The 15,636-nt window shown below is 67.4% G+C and carries 15 protein-coding genes; 6 read left to right on the top strand and 9 right to left on the bottom strand.

Annotated elements, in window-relative coordinates; all coding sequences use genetic code 11:
* Positions 1 to 6: 6 nt before the first annotated feature.
* The 9 genes from ACQCS0_RS05805 to ACQCS0_RS05845 all read right to left on the bottom strand — a co-directional run bounded on the left by ACQCS0_RS05805 (position 7) and on the right by ACQCS0_RS05845 (position 7,176).
* Positions 7 to 2,043, bottom strand: a complete 2,037-nt coding sequence (locus ACQCS0_RS05805; protein WP_354224317.1) for a proton-conducting transporter membrane subunit — start codon at positions 2,041 to 2,043, stop codon at positions 7 to 9.
* Positions 2,040 to 2,342: an NADH-quinone oxidoreductase subunit NuoK gene (locus ACQCS0_RS05810; protein ID WP_123256133.1), complete on the bottom strand. Its 303-nt coding sequence runs from the start codon at positions 2,340 to 2,342 to the stop codon at positions 2,040 to 2,042. The genes ACQCS0_RS05805 and ACQCS0_RS05810 overlap by 4 nt, the downstream gene beginning before the upstream one ends.
* Positions 2,339 to 2,941, bottom strand: a complete 603-nt coding sequence (locus ACQCS0_RS05815; protein WP_426940096.1) for an NADH-quinone oxidoreductase subunit J — start codon at positions 2,939 to 2,941, stop codon at positions 2,339 to 2,341. The genes ACQCS0_RS05810 and ACQCS0_RS05815 overlap by 4 nt, the downstream gene beginning before the upstream one ends.
* 3 nt (positions 2,942 to 2,944) lie before the next feature.
* Positions 2,945 to 3,883 carry a complex I subunit 1 family protein gene (locus tag ACQCS0_RS05820; RefSeq protein ID WP_354154041.1) on the bottom strand — a complete coding sequence of 313 codons (939 nt, stop codon included), beginning with the start codon at positions 3,881 to 3,883 and terminating at the stop codon, positions 2,945 to 2,947.
* On the bottom strand, positions 3,880 to 5,010 hold the full coding sequence (locus tag ACQCS0_RS05825; RefSeq protein WP_426940097.1) for a hypothetical protein: 1,131 nt from the start codon (positions 5,008 to 5,010) through the stop codon (positions 3,880 to 3,882). The genes ACQCS0_RS05820 and ACQCS0_RS05825 overlap by 4 nt, the downstream gene beginning before the upstream one ends.
* A complete protein-coding gene (locus tag ACQCS0_RS05830) occupies positions 5,001 to 5,351 on the bottom strand; it encodes an NADH-quinone oxidoreductase subunit A (RefSeq protein WP_193341037.1) in 351 nt (116 codons plus the stop codon). Before ACQCS0_RS05830 ends, ACQCS0_RS05825 begins: the two co-directional genes overlap by 10 nt.
* A 128-nt stretch (positions 5,352 to 5,479) precedes the next feature.
* A complete protein-coding gene (locus ACQCS0_RS05835; protein WP_426940098.1) occupies positions 5,480 to 5,812 on the bottom strand; it encodes a CBU_0592 family membrane protein in 333 nt (110 codons plus the stop codon).
* A gap of 114 nt (positions 5,813 to 5,926) precedes the next feature.
* Positions 5,927 to 6,556: an NUDIX hydrolase gene (locus tag ACQCS0_RS05840; RefSeq protein WP_426940099.1), complete on the bottom strand. Its 630-nt coding sequence runs from the start codon at positions 6,554 to 6,556 to the stop codon at positions 5,927 to 5,929.
* A gap of 2 nt (positions 6,557 to 6,558) precedes the next feature.
* Positions 6,559 to 7,176 (bottom strand): TetR/AcrR family transcriptional regulator, encoded by a 618-nt coding sequence (locus tag ACQCS0_RS05845; RefSeq protein ID WP_282330977.1) that lies wholly within the window; start codon positions 7,174 to 7,176, stop codon positions 6,559 to 6,561.
* Positions 7,177 to 7,472: 296 nt separating this feature from the next.
* On the opposite strand from ACQCS0_RS05845, the gene ACQCS0_RS05850 reads away from it, so the two are divergent.
* From ACQCS0_RS05850 to ACQCS0_RS05875, 6 genes are read left to right on the top strand one after another with little or no spacing between them, the layout of a single operon-like run.
* Positions 7,473 to 9,041, top strand: a complete 1,569-nt coding sequence (locus ACQCS0_RS05850) for an ABC transporter substrate-binding protein (RefSeq protein ID WP_426940100.1) — start codon at positions 7,473 to 7,475, stop codon at positions 9,039 to 9,041.
* 20 nt (positions 9,042 to 9,061) lie between these two features.
* Positions 9,062 to 10,012 carry an ABC transporter permease gene (locus tag ACQCS0_RS05855; RefSeq protein ID WP_282331015.1) on the top strand — a complete coding sequence of 317 codons (951 nt, stop codon included), beginning with the start codon at positions 9,062 to 9,064 and terminating at the stop codon, positions 10,010 to 10,012.
* Positions 10,009 to 10,908 carry an ABC transporter permease gene (locus tag ACQCS0_RS05860; RefSeq protein WP_426940101.1) on the top strand — a complete coding sequence of 300 codons (900 nt, stop codon included), beginning with the start codon at positions 10,009 to 10,011 and terminating at the stop codon, positions 10,906 to 10,908. Before ACQCS0_RS05855 ends, ACQCS0_RS05860 begins: the two co-directional genes overlap by 4 nt.
* The gene (locus ACQCS0_RS05865) at positions 10,905 to 12,689 is read left to right on the top strand and encodes an ABC transporter ATP-binding protein (RefSeq protein ID WP_426940102.1); all 1,785 of its coding nucleotides are present in this window, start codon (positions 10,905 to 10,907) and stop codon (positions 12,687 to 12,689) included. The genes ACQCS0_RS05860 and ACQCS0_RS05865 overlap by 4 nt, the downstream gene beginning before the upstream one ends.
* The gene (locus ACQCS0_RS05870; protein ID WP_282330981.1) at positions 12,686 to 13,504 is read left to right on the top strand and encodes an SDR family NAD(P)-dependent oxidoreductase; all 819 of its coding nucleotides are present in this window, start codon (positions 12,686 to 12,688) and stop codon (positions 13,502 to 13,504) included. Before ACQCS0_RS05865 ends, ACQCS0_RS05870 begins: the two co-directional genes overlap by 4 nt.
* The gene (locus ACQCS0_RS05875) at positions 13,501 to 15,582 is read left to right on the top strand and encodes an acetate--CoA ligase family protein (protein WP_426940103.1); all 2,082 of its coding nucleotides are present in this window, start codon (positions 13,501 to 13,503) and stop codon (positions 15,580 to 15,582) included. The genes ACQCS0_RS05870 and ACQCS0_RS05875 overlap by 4 nt, the downstream gene beginning before the upstream one ends.
* The last annotated feature ends 54 nt before the right edge of the window (positions 15,583 to 15,636 follow it).

Raw genomic sequence — 15,636 nt, forward strand, 5'->3', positions numbered from 1 at the left:
ACAGGCTCACCTCACGAGGATCAGGAGGACGGCGGCGGCCACCAGGACCAGGGCCGCTTGGACGTAGTAATGATGGACTTGGCCGGTCTGCGGACGCGGGGCGGCGGAACCGGCGCGCCGGACCGCGAGGGCGAGGGTCTCGACGCCGTCGTCGATTTTCGTATCGACCACCGCCGAGCCGCCTGCCGCCCGCGACGTCGCGGTGGCGCTCGCCTCCACGCCCCGGTCCAGGACGGCGTCCGCGGCTGCGGCACCCCCGGCGGCCCGCAGCGCGAAGAGGGCGGCCCGCTCGACGCCCCGGTCCAGGACCGCATCGTCAAAACGGGCCAGGTGCTGCGCGGCGGCCAGCACCGGGCGGACCACGACGGCATGCGCCGCGGCTTCCATGCCCAGCCACCCGTTCGCGGCGCCCAGGGCGGGGAGCCGGGCGGAGAAACGCCACACAAGGACGACGACGGCGAGGGCCAGCGCGGCGGAAACGGCCAGTTCCAGCGGCCCGGACTCCACACCGTCTCCCGGAGTCCCGCGGCCGAGCGCATCCCGCAGCGCGTCGCCGCCGGGGCCGATCACCAGCAGTCCCGCCACGGCCGCGCCCGCGGCGAGGATCAGCACCGGGAATGTCTGCCCGGAGGTGATCCGGCGGCTGCCGGGTTCCTCGGCGTCGTACAGGGCGGAGGCCTCCGGCAGCACCGGCTTCCAGACGAGGGCAACGGCCTTGGCGGCGTAGGCGGCGGCGAGGACGGCGCCGGCCAGGCCCGCCACGTACAGCGGCACGGAATGCTCGAGGGCCGCGGTGAGGACGTTGTCCTTAGTGGCCCACAGGGACAGCGGGGCAATCCCGGCCAGGCTCAGGGCGCCCACGGTAAACGCGGCACCAAGGACCGGCCAGCGGCGTCCCGCCCCGCGCAGCCCGGCGAGCTTCTTGGTCCCGAGCGCGGCGAGCCAGGCCCCGGCGGCGAGGAACAGCCCGCTCTTGGTGGCGGCGTGGGCCATCAGGTGCGCCGCGCCACCGGCAACGTTCCCAACCCCGGCGGCCATCACCACATAGCCCAGCTGCGCCGCGGTGGAGGCGGCCAGAAGTTGTTTCAGGTCCGTCTGGGCAACGGCCACCATGCCAAGCACGACGGCGGTGGCGGCGCCGGCCCAGGCCGCGGTAGTGGCAGCCCACCCCGTCGCAGCAAGCAGCGGCTCGACCCGCAGCAGCAGGTAGCCGCCCATCGCCACCATGGCCGCCGAGTGCAGCAGCGCGCTGACCGCGCTGGGACCGTCCATGGCCCGCGACAGCCAGAAGCTGAACGGCAGCTGCGCGGCCTTGCCCAGCCCGGCGGCCAGGAGACCGGCCGCGGCGATGTCCCGCCAAGGGTCGGGCAGTCCGGCGAGACCAGCCAGTGCCATGGACCCGGTTCCGGCGGCGGTGCCTGACCCCGCGGTGCCTGACCCCGCGGTGCCTGACCCGGCGGTGCCTGACCCGGCGGTTCCTGATCCCGTCTGGGCAGCACCGGCCAGGGCCGCGCCGGCGGCGATATACAGCCCGAGGTCCGCCGTGCGGGTGGTGAGGAACGCCGTCAACCCGGAGGACATCCGGTGCTGGTCGGACCAGTGGAAGCCGATCAGAGCATAGGAGGCGGCGCCCATGATTTCCCAGGCGAAGAGCAGTGTGGGCAGGGTCGTGGCGGTCAGGGTGATCAGCACCGCCGCGGTGAAGATCAGCATGAGGCCGTGGAACCTGGCCGGATGCGTGGTTCCGGCGGCGGCGGCAAAGAGCAGGACCAGCAAGGTGACGCCGGCCACCGCAGGGAGCAGCACCGCACTCAACGCGTCGGCCTCGACGCCAAACGCGGACCCGGCCATAAACGGCGCCTGAAGCGCGGGGCCTGCGGCCGCGGCGGACGCGGCGGCGGTCAGGCCCGCCAACGCGAGCACCAGGACGGCGACGACGACGGCGATGGCCGGCGCCGCACGGTCGGCCCGGCGTCCGGCGGTGGCCAGGACCGTACCGGCTACCGCCGGGAGTACGATCAGCCACAGCAGCAGCGCGCTCATCCGGAGAGCTCCGAGGCCATCTCGGTCATGTCGGTGTTCCGGGCGCGGTGCAGCAGGGTTGCCACCGCGAAGCCCATCGCCATTTCAACGGTCATGGCCGCGATCACCACCAGCAGCAGGACCTGGCCGTCGGGCGCAGGGGCGAGGAACCACCAGAACCCGGCCGCGGCGAGGATGACGCCGTTGATCATCAGCTCCAGGCCCATCATCACCATGACCACCACCTGCTGCGACAGCGCGCCGTAGAGGCCCACGCTGAAAAGCCCGGCGGCCGCGATCAACACGATTTCCAGGGTCATGAGTGGGCACCGCCCGGGTGCTGGTGGTGGCCGTCATGGCCACCGCCCTGGTGAGTGCCGCCGTCGTCGTTCTCCGGTTCAACCGGAACCACCGCGGACGGTGCGTAGCGGCCGCGGGGATTGGCGAGCACCAGCGCGGAGACCAGCGTTGCGAACAGCACCGGGCTGACGGTCAGCATCACCAGCATCTTGGGCCCCATGATCGTCTCACCCAGGGACACCGTCAGGTCAACCGCCGGGACGCCGCGCCGGGCCGGCCAGTCCGCCAGCAGGATCCCGGCAGTCAGCAGCGCGAAGACGCCGGCGGCGATACCGGCGGAGGCCTTTTTGTTGTGGACCATGTCCATCGGCATCAGCGCCGGATTCATGCCCATGAACATGACCATGAAGATCGCCATGATGGCCATTTCCATCACCATCATCAGGATCGTGATGACGCCGATGTACTCCAGCTCGAGCTGCAGCAGCATAATTCCCACGGCCACGAAGGACACGGCGAGGGCGTATGTGGCCCGCGCCATCGAGTCGGTGCGGAAGACAATGACGCCGGCGGCGATGGCCACCACAGCGAGGACGACGAACAGAACGGCACTCAGCACGGCTTAACCTTTCCCAGCGACGGCGGCCACCGCGACAACGAGCACCTGCAGCAGGATCAGCGGCAAGCCGACCACCCACGCCGGCGCCATGAGCTGTTCGGGCCGGAGCGCCGGCACGCGGCGCCGGACGGCAAGAAGCAGCCAGAAAAGCACCAGCGTCTTGGCCAGAAACCAGGCCCAGCCCGGCAGGACCGGCCCGGCACCGCCGCCCAGGAACAAGGCCACTCCGAACCCGGAACCGGCGGCCAGCAGCAAGTACCGCCCGGCCAGCAGCAGGAGCCGCTCCACCCCGGAAAGCTCGGCCAGCACACCGCCGGCGATGTCAGGGGAGAGCGGGGCGGTGAACGGACGCTGCAGGGAAAACGCCAGCACTGCGGCGCAAAAAACCAGGAACGCGACCGGCATCCAGACCACAAACCACAACCCGTCCTGGGCGGCAACAATATCGGCCATCCGCAGGCTGCCCGCCGCGACCGCCGGCGCCGTCAACGCGAACATCAGCGGCAGCTCATACGCCAGTGCCAGCGCCAGGAAACGGTACCCGCCCACCAGCGAATGGGCGCTGTTCGGGCCCCAGCCGGCCAGCCACACCAGCGCCCAGACCATCACGTCCATCGTGTTGAACCAGACCAGCCCCACGGCCAGGTCCGAGACAACCCACGCCCCCACCGGCAGCACGGCCACCTTCAGCGCCGCGGCCACCGGAAGACCAACGACGCCCACCCTGCGCAGCAGCGTGTCCGCCGCGACCGTGCCGCGCGGCCGTTGCCGGAGCAGCCGGGCCGTTTCCGCCACCGGTGCGAAGCCGCCGCCGCGTCGCCCCTCAGCCCGGGCCGTCACGAGCCCATCCGCGGCCGCCCCGCTCAAGGCCACGAGCACCAGCACGGCGAGGGCGGCCACCGCACCCCAGGCCGGGAGCTGTTGCACCAGGGAGCCGTTCATCCGGACACCCCGGCTGTCCGCGCCGCGGGGGCCAGATCGAAGCTGGCAACGATCAGGCGCACCACCGAGAGCTCCTGGCCACGGACGAGGTCCGGGAGTTTCTGTGCCGGATCTCCGGCCCCGCGTGGTCCTGTGGTGTGGGCAGCTGCCTTGGTTCCGGTGGCCGCTGCAGTGCCGGCCGCTGCCGTCTCGAACATGCCCACCAGCCTGTCCCAGACGTCGGTCCCCTCAAGGCCGGGTAGTCCTGAGCCGCCCGGGATGTGGCCGACGCCGCGCAGGGTGCGGCGCAGCAGCCAGTTCTTCCGGATCCTGGCCAGCTCGGACTGCAGCTCCGTTCGGCACTGGTCCAGTGCTGCGCCGTCCAGGGCGGAATCGCGGATCAGGCGGGTCCGGGTGGCGCTGGCAGCGGCTCCGGCGAGGCGGAGCAGCCGCGACGCCAGATCCAGATGATGAATGACAGATGCGCGCTCATCGGGGCCGGGCGCCGGTCCGGTCTCTGGCGCCCCGAAGGGAAAATCGATGGCGGAACCAAACACGACATCGCCCTGCAGCTCACAGTGCAGCACCAGTCCCGCGGGCCAGAGGGAAAGGTAAGGGCCGAGCGGTACCTTCAGGACATCCAGGTTCAGGCCGTCGCGGTCGGTTCCTTCGCCGGCCAGCGGGATGCCGCCAGGCATAGGCATGTCCATCTGCCCGTGGTCCATCTGCCCGTGGTCCATCTGCCCGTGGTCCATCGCGGCGTGATCCATCCCGCCGTCGTCGCTATCGTCGTCGTCCGGCTGCACCCAACGCTCCGCTTCCTGGCGGCGTTGACCGGCGGTATCCAACAGTTCGGCGACGCAACCGTCCAGGCGGGCGCCGGCGTCGTCCGTTTGCTCAACACTCACCCGCGCCCGGGGGCCGGGGAGCTGGTCCCAAAGCCGGTGGATCGCGTCCGCCTGCCCGCCGGGGACCTCGCCACAGACGCAGAGGATGTCGGCGTCGGCCGGGGACAGGGCTTCCACCCACCCGCGGCGCGCCAGCTCCCGCTCCACGGCCATCCGCGGCGCGGCACCGTCCAGGGCCTCCGCCAGGAAAACGTGGCAGCGGGTCACGGCGGCCCGCGCCAGGACGCCGTTCAAGCCCATTTGAACGCCCCTTCCCGCCAGGCCCACAGCACACCGGCCATCAGCACGCCGAGGAACACAAACATCTCAATCACGGCGGACGCCCCGAGCCGGGCAACCACCACGGCCCACGGGTACATAAAAAGCATCTCGACGTCGAACGCGAGAAAAATCAGCGTCACCGGATAGTAGCGGGCGTGGTAGCGGGAGAGCGCATGCTGCTCAGGGATCCAGCCGCTGGCGAAGGGCTTGCTGATCAAAGGGTTGTTAGCGACTGCATTGAGGCGGTGCAGAGCGTAGAGTCCGGCCACGCCGGCCACTGCTACTAGGAGGGACATCGCCAGGCCCAGATACGCCGACATGTGTCTCCTTCCTCCCTGGAACACCCTGCCGGGTGCTCGCGGTTATCAGTCTGCTTACCTTATCGGCGTTCCGTGCCGGGGTGAAGCTTGAGGACGACGATCAGCCCGTCACCACAGCCTGTTAAGCCTCAGCGCTCACCTTGCTCCAGGGTGACGGGCCCGGGCGGGGGCACCAGTTCGTCGCCGCCCAGGTCTGCGGCTTCAAGCGGCAGAGGCTCGGCATGGCGCATGCGCTGCAACCGGACCAGAGCAGTGATGGCGATGGCGCACCAGGCAATGTTGGTGGCCACCGAAGGCCACGCGCCATGCCAGGCGCCGTTGACGAGCAGGGCCAGGGCGCCTATCAGGTTTGCGCTTTGATACGTCCTGCCGTTGGGGATCCGGCCCAGGGAAAAGAGCAGGTAGCCCGCGAGGACTGCCAGCGCACCGAACCAGCCGGAGGTTTCGGCCAGATATTCCATCGCACTAGGCTCCTTTTTGCAGAGGCGGGGTGACCGGTGCCGCGGGGTGCCGGCGGCCGTATACCAGTCCGGTGTACCGCAAGTGCGGTGTCGGGCCCCCGGTATGGACCCGGGTCATCGTGCGGTGAAAGCCGGTTCGGCCAGCTCCGACACTCGTAGCTCGCGTCCCTTCAGCACCACTTCGGCGAACTGCCACAGGATGGCGCCTGTTGGAGCGTGGATGACCATGCCCCGGCGCAGCGGCATCTGGAGGATCGGGCCACCGTCTGGCCGGGGGTGCCATCTCGGGACGCCGTCGGCAGTCAGCGCCTCGAGTGGCAACGGATGCAGCGAGGCCACTTCGGCCGGATGCCGGCGGGGCCGTTGCGGCTCATCAAGCAGGACAATTACAGGGGTAATGACTATGCCCCGGCTGGCCGGGAAATCGTCCAGCACACCCACCACGTCGGTGCGCGACGCCATGATCCCGGTCTCCTCGTGCAATTCGCGCAGCGCAGTGTCCACGAGGTCTTCGCCCGGATCCATGCGGCCGCCCGGCAGCGCCCACTGCCCGGCGTTGGAGCCCCTGGCTGCACGTTTAATGATGAGGACGTGCAGGGAGCCGGATCTTGCGTAAATGGTGATGGCGACAGCTGCACGGCGCACTCCCGGGTGGTCTTCGCCGGCAATATGGCGGACCCGGTGCTCCAGACGGGAACGCCACAGGGAACGAAGCTCGCTGTGCGGCCCCGCCACCTGCGCCACGGTCAGGCCACGCTTGCGGACAGGGTGAGCTCCCTGTCAACGATGGATACCAGCATGGTCCGCATGCCATCAATGGACATGTCAGGGGCTCCGGTGAGGATCTTGATGGCCGCGCCGTCAGTGGCGGAGGTCAGCAGGCGTGCGAATCCGACGGGATCGAGGTCGCGGAAGATACCTTGGCGCTGGCCGCGGCGGACGATGCTGACCACCGCGTCCATCCAGCGGGCATAAAAGTCGTTGTGGATAGGCCTGAGTGAGGGGTTAAGGCAGGTTTCGGACCAGAACTGGAGCCAGATGGACCACTCGTTGCGAACTTGGGTGCCAATGGGCAGTTGGAGTTCAATCAGTGCCAGCAGCCGCTTGTGCGCGTTATCAATCTGGCTCAGCACCGCACCCTGGCGGTCGAAGGCCTGGTCCACGCAGTAGCGCAGCGCTTCTCGCAGGACATCGTCCTTGCCAGGGAAGTAGTAATGGATGGTGCCGGTACTGGTGCCGCAGATCCTGGCTATGTCCTGCACCCGGACGTGATGGTATCCACGCTCAGCGATCAGCTGCCACGCGGCTTCGAGAATGGCGTTCCTGCGTTCCTGGGATCCCTTGGCATCGCCCGAATCAGTCATGGCAGTTCCTTCCGCGGACTGGCGCATCATTTGTACCGATGACTATAGCTTAGCGGTAAAACTGACGCACCAGTCAACTTTATAGCTCGAATTTAGGTTCTCAGGTCAGTCCGCCAGCAACTTGCGCCGGATTGTGACCGGGTCAGATTTCCCGCAATCTAGGCATTTTTAGGGCCTTACGTGGATTGAGTATTGACAGACTGTGATCCGAGACACGAAGCTTGGGTCAATGACCGACGCGTCAGTCAACGCGTCAAGGTCCCCGATTCTTCCTTCATCGCCGCAGGAGGCACACCATGACCGCCCATCGACGTCACAAGAGTTCCCGCCTCATCACCGCTTTGGCCCTGGGCTCGCTCATGGCTCTGTCCGCATGTTCTTCCGGAGCGTCAGCGGTCCAGGCCGGGGCAAACTCCGTGTCTGACCCCAAACCCGGCGGTAATCTGCGCGTGGGCATCGTGGGTGGATCGGCCAAAGATAGCCTGGATGCCCACGCCCCGGTGACCCATCCGGACCAGGCGCGTGTCATCCAGCTCTATGACACGCTCGCCAGCTACGACAACGAGCACAAGATCCAGATGGCGCTCGCCGACTCCATCACGCCGTCCGCGGATGCGACCACCTGGACCGTCCACCTTCGGGACGGGCTGAAGTTCAGCGACGGCAGGCCGCTGACGGCAGAAGACGTCATCTTTACATTTCGCCGCATCACGGATCCTGCTTCCCCGCAGAGCGGAGCTTCGGCACTGTCCACGCTCAACCGAGATGCTTTGAAGGCCGCCGATTCCCAGACCGTCGTCTTTAGCTTCAACGCTCCCAACTCGACCTTCCCGGACACAGCCGCCCAATACTCGCTCGGTATTGTGCCGGCCGATTACGATCCCAAGAAACCGATCGGCGCGGGGCCGTTCATGATGGAAACTTTCACGGCGGGCCAGCAGAGCGTATTTGTGAAAAACCCGCATTACTGGCAGGCCGGGCAGCCGCTCGTGGACAAGGTCACCATCATCGACTTCCCGGACGACACCGCCCGCGTCAACGCTCTCCTGGGCGGCCAGGTCGACGCGATCGACCAGCTTCCCCTCGGCCAGGTCAACGTCGTCAAGGCCAATCCGGCCATGAAGGTCCTGGAATCGGCCACCGGGTCCTGGCTGCCGTTCACCATGCGCGTGGACCAGGAACCGTTCAACGATCCCAAGGTCCGTCAGGCCTTCCGCCTGATCGTTGACCGCCAGCAGATGGTGGATCAGGTCCTTGGTGGCCACGGCACCGTTGGCAACGACATGTACTCACCGCTGGACCCGTGCTATCCGTCGGACACCCCGCAGCGGACCCAGGACATCGAGAAGGCCAAGCAGCTTTTGGCGGAGGCCGGTAAGAGCAGCCTCACCGTTGACCTGGTCACGTCGCCAGTGGCCGCGGGACTCGTGGAGGCTGCACAGGTCTTCGCTCAGCAAGCCAAGGCCGCCGGCGTCACCGTCAATGTCAAGAAGGTTGATCCGGGAGAGTTCTACGGCGACCAGTACCTGCAGTGGACCTTCGCCCAGGACTTCTGGTTCACCCGCGACTACCTCTCGCAGGCATCGAACTCGGGATTCGCCAAGTCGCCGTACAACGAAACCCACTGGGCGGACCAGGAATGGACAGAGCTCGTCACCCGGGCACAAGCCACCACCGACTCCGAGACGCGCTGCGGACTCGTCAAAAAAGCACAGCAGATCGAATTTGAGCGCGGCGGCAACATCATTTGGGGTTTCCCGAACAGCGTGGACGCCTACAGTGCCGCGGTCCAGGGCCTGACCCCGGACAAGAGCGGCATCCCGCTGACGTCATTCGGGTTCCGCAACGCCTGGCTCAATAAGTGACGGCCGCACAGGGAGGGGGCATGCGCCGGCTGCTGTTCAGGCGCACCCTGTTCGGGCTCTTTACCCTCTGGGTTGTGTCGCTGGTGGTCTTCCTCGCAACGCAGGCGCTGCCGGGTGACGCTGCCCAGGCCATCCTGGGTCGCGAAGCAACTCCGGAGCGGCTGGCCGCCCTCCGCGAGCAGCTCAACCTTGGGGGTTCGCTGCCGGAACAGTACTTCGGTTGGCTCGGCCAGCTCCTTAGTTTCAATCTCGGAACCTCCCTGGCCGGGGGGACTCCGGTGGTGTCGGCCGTGGGACCCATGCTCCTGAACTCGAGCATATTGATGCTGTGCGCGGCCGTCATAGCGATCCCGCTCGCCATCGGCATCGGCACGTGGACCGCGCTGCGGAAAGACTCCGCCGTGGACCACGTCACCGGCATCATCACCCTGGTGCTGGCCTCGCTGCCGGAATTCGTGGTGGGTGTGCTGCTGGTCCTGCTTCTGGCCACCGGGGTGTTCCACCTCTTCCCGGCTGTGTTTGTCCTGGTTCCCGGAGAACAGGTATGGAGCAACCCGGCCCAGCTGGTGCTGCCCGTGCTGACCCTGGTGCTGGCCGTGTCCCCGTACATCATCCGCATCATGCGGGCCACCATGCTCGAGGTGCTGGAGAGCCAGTACGTGCAGCAGGCCCGGCTCAAGGGTCTGCCGGAGCGCACCGTGGTCCTGCGCCACGCCTTGCCGAACGCCATCGGCCCGGTAGCCCAGGTGATCGCCCTGCAGCTCGCCTGGCTGATCGGCGGCGTGGTGATTGTGGAGTTCCTCTTCCGGTTCCCGGGAGTCGGCTTCCAGCTCATTGACGCCGTCACCAACAGGGACCTGCCCGTGGTGCAGGCACTGGTGATCGTCATCGCCATCTTCTACGTAGCGGTGAACCTTCTTGCAGACGTGGTCACCCTCGCCGCCAACCCTAAAGTAAGGACGGCATCATGAGCATCGGCATGAGCACCCGGCCGGCTGGAAACTCCGCCCGGGCAGGCTGCACCCCCCGGAAGCAGGGGCTCCTCCGGCGGGCACTTCAGTCCAAACGCACCGTTGTGGGCTTGGTGCTGACCCTGGCCGTCCTGGCCGTGGCATTCCTCGGCCCCTACCTGGCACCACATTCCGCCACGGAATTTGTGGCGGCACCCTTTTCACCAGCTGGTATCGGCGGGCCGTTCGGCACCGACAACCTTGGACGGGACGTACTTTCCCGCTTCCTTGCCGGCGGGCAGACCCTGATGATCCTCGCGATCATCGCCACCGCCCTCGGCGTGGGCCTGGGCGCCCTGGTGGGAGTGCTGGCCGCGTACCGGCGGGGCTGGCTGGATGAATTGCTGATGCGTGCCGGCGATGTGGCACTGGCATTTCCCCAAATTGTGCTGGCTCTCCTGTTCCTGTCCATCATCGGTCCGGAGCTGTGGCTGCTGGTACTGATGGTGGGTTTCGGCCACCTTCCCCGGGTTGCCCGGGTGGTCCGGGGAGCCGCGTTGTCGGTGGTGGAGCGGGACTTCGTCAAGGCCGCCGAATCTGTCGGAATTCCCCGTTGGCGCATCATGATCGGCGAAATAGTCCCCAACATCAGCAGCACACTGGCGGTGGAATTCGGTCTGCGCCTGACGTACTCGATCGGGCTGGTTGCTGGTCTGAGCTTTCTGGGACTCGGAATGCAGCCGCCCGCCGCGGACTGGGGCCTGATGATCAATGAAAACCGGATTGCCCTGACAATTTCCCCGTGGTCCGTTGCATTACCCGTGATCGCGATCGCCCTCCTGACAGTCGGCACCAACCTGGTGACCGATGGCCTCGCCAAGGCATCCATTGGCAGCGATAAAGGAGTCACGGTATGAGCACCGCCGCGCCCACCCTGGAAGTGGAGGATCTGAAAATCATCGGCATCCCGTCGATGGCCGCCATCGTCGAGGAACTCTCCCTTGAAGTCCGTCCCGGCGAGATATTGGGGGTGGTGGGAGAATCGGGATCCGGTAAGACCACACTTGGGCTGGCCCTGCTGAATTACTGCAAGGAAGGCACCCGGCTCGGCGGTGGCAAGGTGAGCGTCGCCGGCCAGCAACTGGCCGGATTGAACTGGCGGCAGGTGCGTCAGCTCCGTGGGCGCACCGTTGCCTACATCCCGCAGTCGCCGGCGTCGGCGCTGAACCCCGCCCTTCGCATCAGCACCCAGCTGAAGGAATGCCTTTCAGGCCCCGCGGCCCAGGTGCTGGAACGGGTCCGGCAGGTGCTGCGGGAGGTGGCATTGCCCGACGACGATGCCTTCCTGGCGCGATACCCGCACCAGCTTTCCGGCGGCCAGCAGCAGCGCGTGGCCATCGCCATGGCATTCACCGCGCGGCCGGCCCTGATTGTGATGGACGAACCTACGACCGGTCTGGACGTCAGTACCCAGGCCCATGTGCTGGACACGGTACGCTCCATGTGCAGGACCTATGATTGCGCCGCGGTCTACATCAGCCACGACATGGCCGTAGTTGCCGAGCTTGCTGACCGGATTGCCGTGATGTACTCAGGCCGTATCGTGGAAATCGGCGGCACAGCCGAGGTATTGTCCAATTCACGGCACCCATACACCCGGCGCCTGCTGCTGGCGGTACCGGATCTTCTGGCCAAGCGCCCCATGATCGGTATTCCCGGCCACGCCCCATCACCGCTGGCCCGGCCGCAAGGCTGCGCCTTCGCGCCACGCTGCCCGCTCGCGGACGCCGGCTGCGGCACGGTTGCCCCCGCTGCCACCGAGGTTGGTCCCCGGCACACTGTGCGGTGCTTCAAATCCGAGCAGCCCCTACCGCCTCTGCAGCTCCGGAACCCATCCATTTCGTCGGCCCCGGCCGCCGGACGGAAACCGGTGATAAAGATCGAGGGGCTGACCGCCGGCTACGGCAGCAAAACTGTCCTGGAAGGCATAAACCTGCAGGCGTATGCCGGGGAATGCCTGGCGCTGCTGGGAGAATCCGGATCCGGGAAGACCACCTTGAGCCGGTGCATCGCAGGGTTGCATCATAACTACACCGGCGACATCTCACTGGACAACAGCACCCTGGCACCGAGCAGCTTCAAGCGCACCAAGGATCAGCGACGCCGCGTCCAATACATCTTCCAGAACCCCTACGAGTCACTGAACCCGCGGCGAACGGTGGAGGAACTGATCCTCCAGCCCGTCACCGCCGTACGCGGCAAGGTCAGCAATGCCCGCGAGATCGTGGCCACGGCTCTGGAACGTGCATCGCTGCGGCCGGACCACGCCAGACGCTACCCGGACCAGCTTAGCGGCGGGGAACGCCAGCGCGTGGCGATCGCCCGCTCCCTGGCCACCGAACCCGAGGTCCTCATCTGCGACGAAATAACCTCGGCCCTGGACGTGTCGGTGCAGTCCACGCTGGTGGACCTGCTGCGCGGGCTGCAGGCAGAAATGGGGCTCACCCTGGTCTTTATCACCCACAACATTGCCCTGGTGCGCAACATCGCGCAGCAGGTGGCCGTCCTTGAGCGCGGCCGGATCGTCGAATTCGGAGAGGTGGAACGCGTGTTCGCAGACCCCCAGCATCACTACACACAATCACTGCTGACCGCGACGCCCAACTTCCAGCTTCCCGACCGTCTGAGCACGCCGTGAACGGGGCACCGGTACCCGGACCCAGCTTCCACCCAGAAGCACTGGCAGGACAGGTTGTCCTGATCACCGGCGGCGGCACCGGCATCGGCCGGGCCACGGCCCTCGCCATGGCCGGGTGCGGCGCGAAACTCGTGCTCGCCGGCAGGCGGGAGGTCCTCCTCAAGGAAACCGCCGAGCTGGTCCGCCGGTCCGGCAGCGAGGCCATCGCCGTCGCAGGTGATATCCGCGAGCCGGAGCACGCCACCGAACTTGTGGACGCCGCGCTCGCCGCCTTCGGCCGGATCGATGTCCTGGTCAACAACGCAGGAGGCCAGTTCCAGTCCCCGGCGGAGGACATCTCGCTCAACGGCTGGCGCGCCGTGCACCGGCTCTCGGTGGATTCTGTCTGGAACCTCACCCGCGAAGTGGCCACGCGGACCATGATTCCCAACCGCTCGGGCCTGCTGGTCTTTATGGCTTTCTCGCCCCGGCGCGGTATCCCGGGCATGGTCCATGCGACGGCCGCACGTGCCGCCGTCGAGAATCTCGCCTCCGGGCTGGCGCTGGAGTGGAGCCGGTTTGGCATCCGCTCGGTGGCCGTAGCCCCGGGCAGCATCCTGAGCGAAGGCCTGGAGCAGTACTCCGCCGAGGCACGTTCCGAATGGGAACAGGGAGTCCCGCTTGGACGTCTCGGCCGTCCGGAAGACGTGGCAGACGTTATTACATTCCTGGCCACCGACGCTGCGCGCTACATCACCGGAACCACCATCACCATCGACGGCGGGGCGGACGCCTGGGGCTCAGGCCGTCCCGTCCCCGCAAAGGAGCTCTCATGACCTCAACCACGGACCTGCCGGTCCTCCCCGCCGCCGAGGCCTGCGACCTTGCCGCGCTGTTCGCCCCCAACGCCGTGGCCATCATCGGTGCCAGCGATGACACCCGCAAATACGGAAACTGGATCGCCGTCCAGGCGCTCAAAGGCGGCATCCCGGTCCATTTGGTGAACCGGACCAGGTCCACAGTGCTGGGCCGAACCGCCGTCCCCAGTGTCACTTCGATCGGCAGCCCCGTCGAACTGGCGGTCATCGCCGTTCCGGCAGCCGGATTCGAGGATGCCGTGGACGACGCCCTGGCCGGAGGCGCCAAGGCCATCGTGGGAATCAGCGCGGGCCTGGGCGAGGCCGGGGGAGATGGCCTGCTGCTGCAGGAGCGCATCACGGCCAAAATCCGTGCCGCAGGCGCCCGGCTCCTGGGTCCTAACTGTCTGGGAGTGCTGGATCACAGCAGCTCGCTGATGCTCGCCTCCAACGAGTTCCCGGTCGGCAACATCGGCGTCATCTCCCAGAGCGGAAACCTGGCCCTGGAACTGGCCACCCTCCTGGTGGACCATGGGCTGGGCGTTTCCCGTTTCGCCTCGCTGGGCAATCAGGCGGACCTCGACGCCGCAGACCTGATCGACGCCTTCGTGAAGCATGAGGGCACCGCGGCCATCGCCGTGTACTGCGAGGATTTCCGCGACGGCCGCCGTTTCGCCCGAGCAGCCCAGCGCGCCGCCGAGGCCGGCAAACCGGTTGTCCTGCTGACCGTCGGAGCCACGGATGCCTCGGTCCGCAACGCGAAGTCCCACACGGGCGCCATGGTGTCCTCCGGGATTGTCGTTGAGGCTGCCTGCCGAGCCTCCGGGATCGAACAGGTCTCCTCGCCTGCCCAGATGGCGCATCTGCTCCAGGCCCTCGTCCGCAGCCGGGTACCCTCCGGCGCCCGCACCGCCGTATTTGCCGACGGCGGCGGGCAGGCATCCGTAGCCAGCGACAACGCAGCCGAACAGGGCCTCGACGTGGTCGAGTTCGGCGCCGCCCTGCAGTCGGCTATCGCGGCGGAACTGCCGCCGACCGCGGCGGTCAGTAATCCGGTGGACGTCGCCGGCGGCGGTGAGCAGGACATCATGTGCTTTCAACGGGTCCTGGGTCACCTGATGGCCAGCGACGACGTCGATGCCACCCTCATGAGCGGCTACTTCGGCGGATACGGAAGCTACGGGCCCGAACTCGCGGCACGTGAAATAGAGACCGCCCAACGGATGGCCGCGGAGACGGCCGCGGTCGGCGGCACGGTACTCGTCCAGACGATGAACTGGCAGTCAGCGGCGGCCTCCGCCCTCCGCGACGGGGGCATCCCCGTCTACCGCGGCATTGAGGAGACCGCATGGGTCCTCGGACGGCTCGCACGCCGCCGCACCGAACCGGCCACCGGAATTCCTGCCCTGCCACTTCCGGCGAAGCCCGTGGAAGATACGGGCTACTACGCCTCACGCCAGCTCCTGGCCGACGCCGGTATTCCCTTCGTAGGGGCAGCCGAGGTGTCCGGCGAGGCCCAGCTCCTGGCCGCGGCGGCCACACTGCGCTACCCGCTTGTCCTCAAGGCCCTTGGGGACGAACACAAATCCGACCGCGGCGGCGTCATCCTCAACATTGCCGACGAGGCTGCCCTGCTCGCGGCCTGGCGGGACGTCGAGGCAAGGCTCGCGCCGCCGTCGTGCTCCATCGAAGAGATGGCGGACCTCGCCGGAGCGGTGGAACTGCTGGTGGGGGTCCGGCGCGATCCGCGCTTCGGGCCGCTGGTGCTGGTGGGCCTGGGCGGGGTCTTCGCCGAAATCCTCGGTGACGTGCGCTGCGCCCTCGGCCCGGTGACCGCCGCTCAGGCCAAGGACATGCTGTTGTCGTTGCGCGGCGCGGCGCTCCTGACAGGAGCCCGTGGACGGGCGCCGGTGGATATCGACGCGGCGGCGGACATCGTCGCCCGGCTTTCGACGGTAGCCGCCGCCCACCCGGAGATCGCTGAAATCGAATGCAACCCTGTGGCCGCCATGCCCGCCGGCGCCATCGCGCTGGATGCCCGGATCGTACTCGACTGACCGTTCCGCCAAAAACCAAGCAGCACCAACATACTCAAGAAAGAGGACCCGTGG

Origin of the sequence: Pseudarthrobacter sp. S6, assembly GCF_050156575.1 — a bacterium.
In the GTDB taxonomy this organism is placed as follows: domain Bacteria; phylum Actinomycetota; class Actinomycetes; order Actinomycetales; family Micrococcaceae; genus Arthrobacter.

What these genes read in the sequence shown, in the direction of transcription:
- ACQCS0_RS05805 (WP_354224317.1), bottom strand. Translation starts at nt 2,043, where the DNA reads ATGAGCGCGCTGCTGCTGTGGCTGATCGTACTCCCGGCGGTAGCCGGT.
- ACQCS0_RS05810 (WP_123256133.1), bottom strand. Translation starts at nt 2,342, where the DNA reads ATGACCCTGGAAATCGTGTTGATCGCGGCCGCCGGGCTTTTCAGCGTG.
- ACQCS0_RS05820 (WP_354154041.1), bottom strand. Translation starts at nt 3,883, where the DNA reads ATGAACGGCTCCCTGGTGCAACAGCTCCCGGCCTGGGGTGCGGTGGCC.
- ACQCS0_RS05825 (WP_426940097.1), bottom strand. Translation starts at nt 5,010, where the DNA reads ATGGGCTTGAACGGCGTCCTGGCGCGGGCCGCCGTGACCCGCTGCCAC.
- ACQCS0_RS05830 (WP_193341037.1), bottom strand. Translation starts at nt 5,351, where the DNA reads ATGTCGGCGTATCTGGGCCTGGCGATGTCCCTCCTAGTAGCAGTGGCC.
- ACQCS0_RS05835 (WP_426940098.1), bottom strand. Translation starts at nt 5,812, where the DNA reads ATGGAATATCTGGCCGAAACCTCCGGCTGGTTCGGTGCGCTGGCAGTC.
- ACQCS0_RS05845 (WP_282330977.1), bottom strand. Translation starts at nt 7,176, where the DNA reads ATGACTGATTCGGGCGATGCCAAGGGATCCCAGGAACGCAGGAACGCC.
- ACQCS0_RS05850 (WP_426940100.1), top strand. Translation starts at nt 7,473, where the DNA reads ATGACCGCCCATCGACGTCACAAGAGTTCCCGCCTCATCACCGCTTTG.
- ACQCS0_RS05855 (WP_282331015.1), top strand. Translation starts at nt 9,062, where the DNA reads ATGCGCCGGCTGCTGTTCAGGCGCACCCTGTTCGGGCTCTTTACCCTC.
- ACQCS0_RS05860 (WP_426940101.1), top strand. Translation starts at nt 10,009, where the DNA reads ATGAGCATCGGCATGAGCACCCGGCCGGCTGGAAACTCCGCCCGGGCA.
- ACQCS0_RS05865 (WP_426940102.1), top strand. Translation starts at nt 10,905, where the DNA reads ATGAGCACCGCCGCGCCCACCCTGGAAGTGGAGGATCTGAAAATCATC.
- ACQCS0_RS05875 (WP_426940103.1), top strand. Translation starts at nt 13,501, where the DNA reads ATGACCTCAACCACGGACCTGCCGGTCCTCCCCGCCGCCGAGGCCTGC.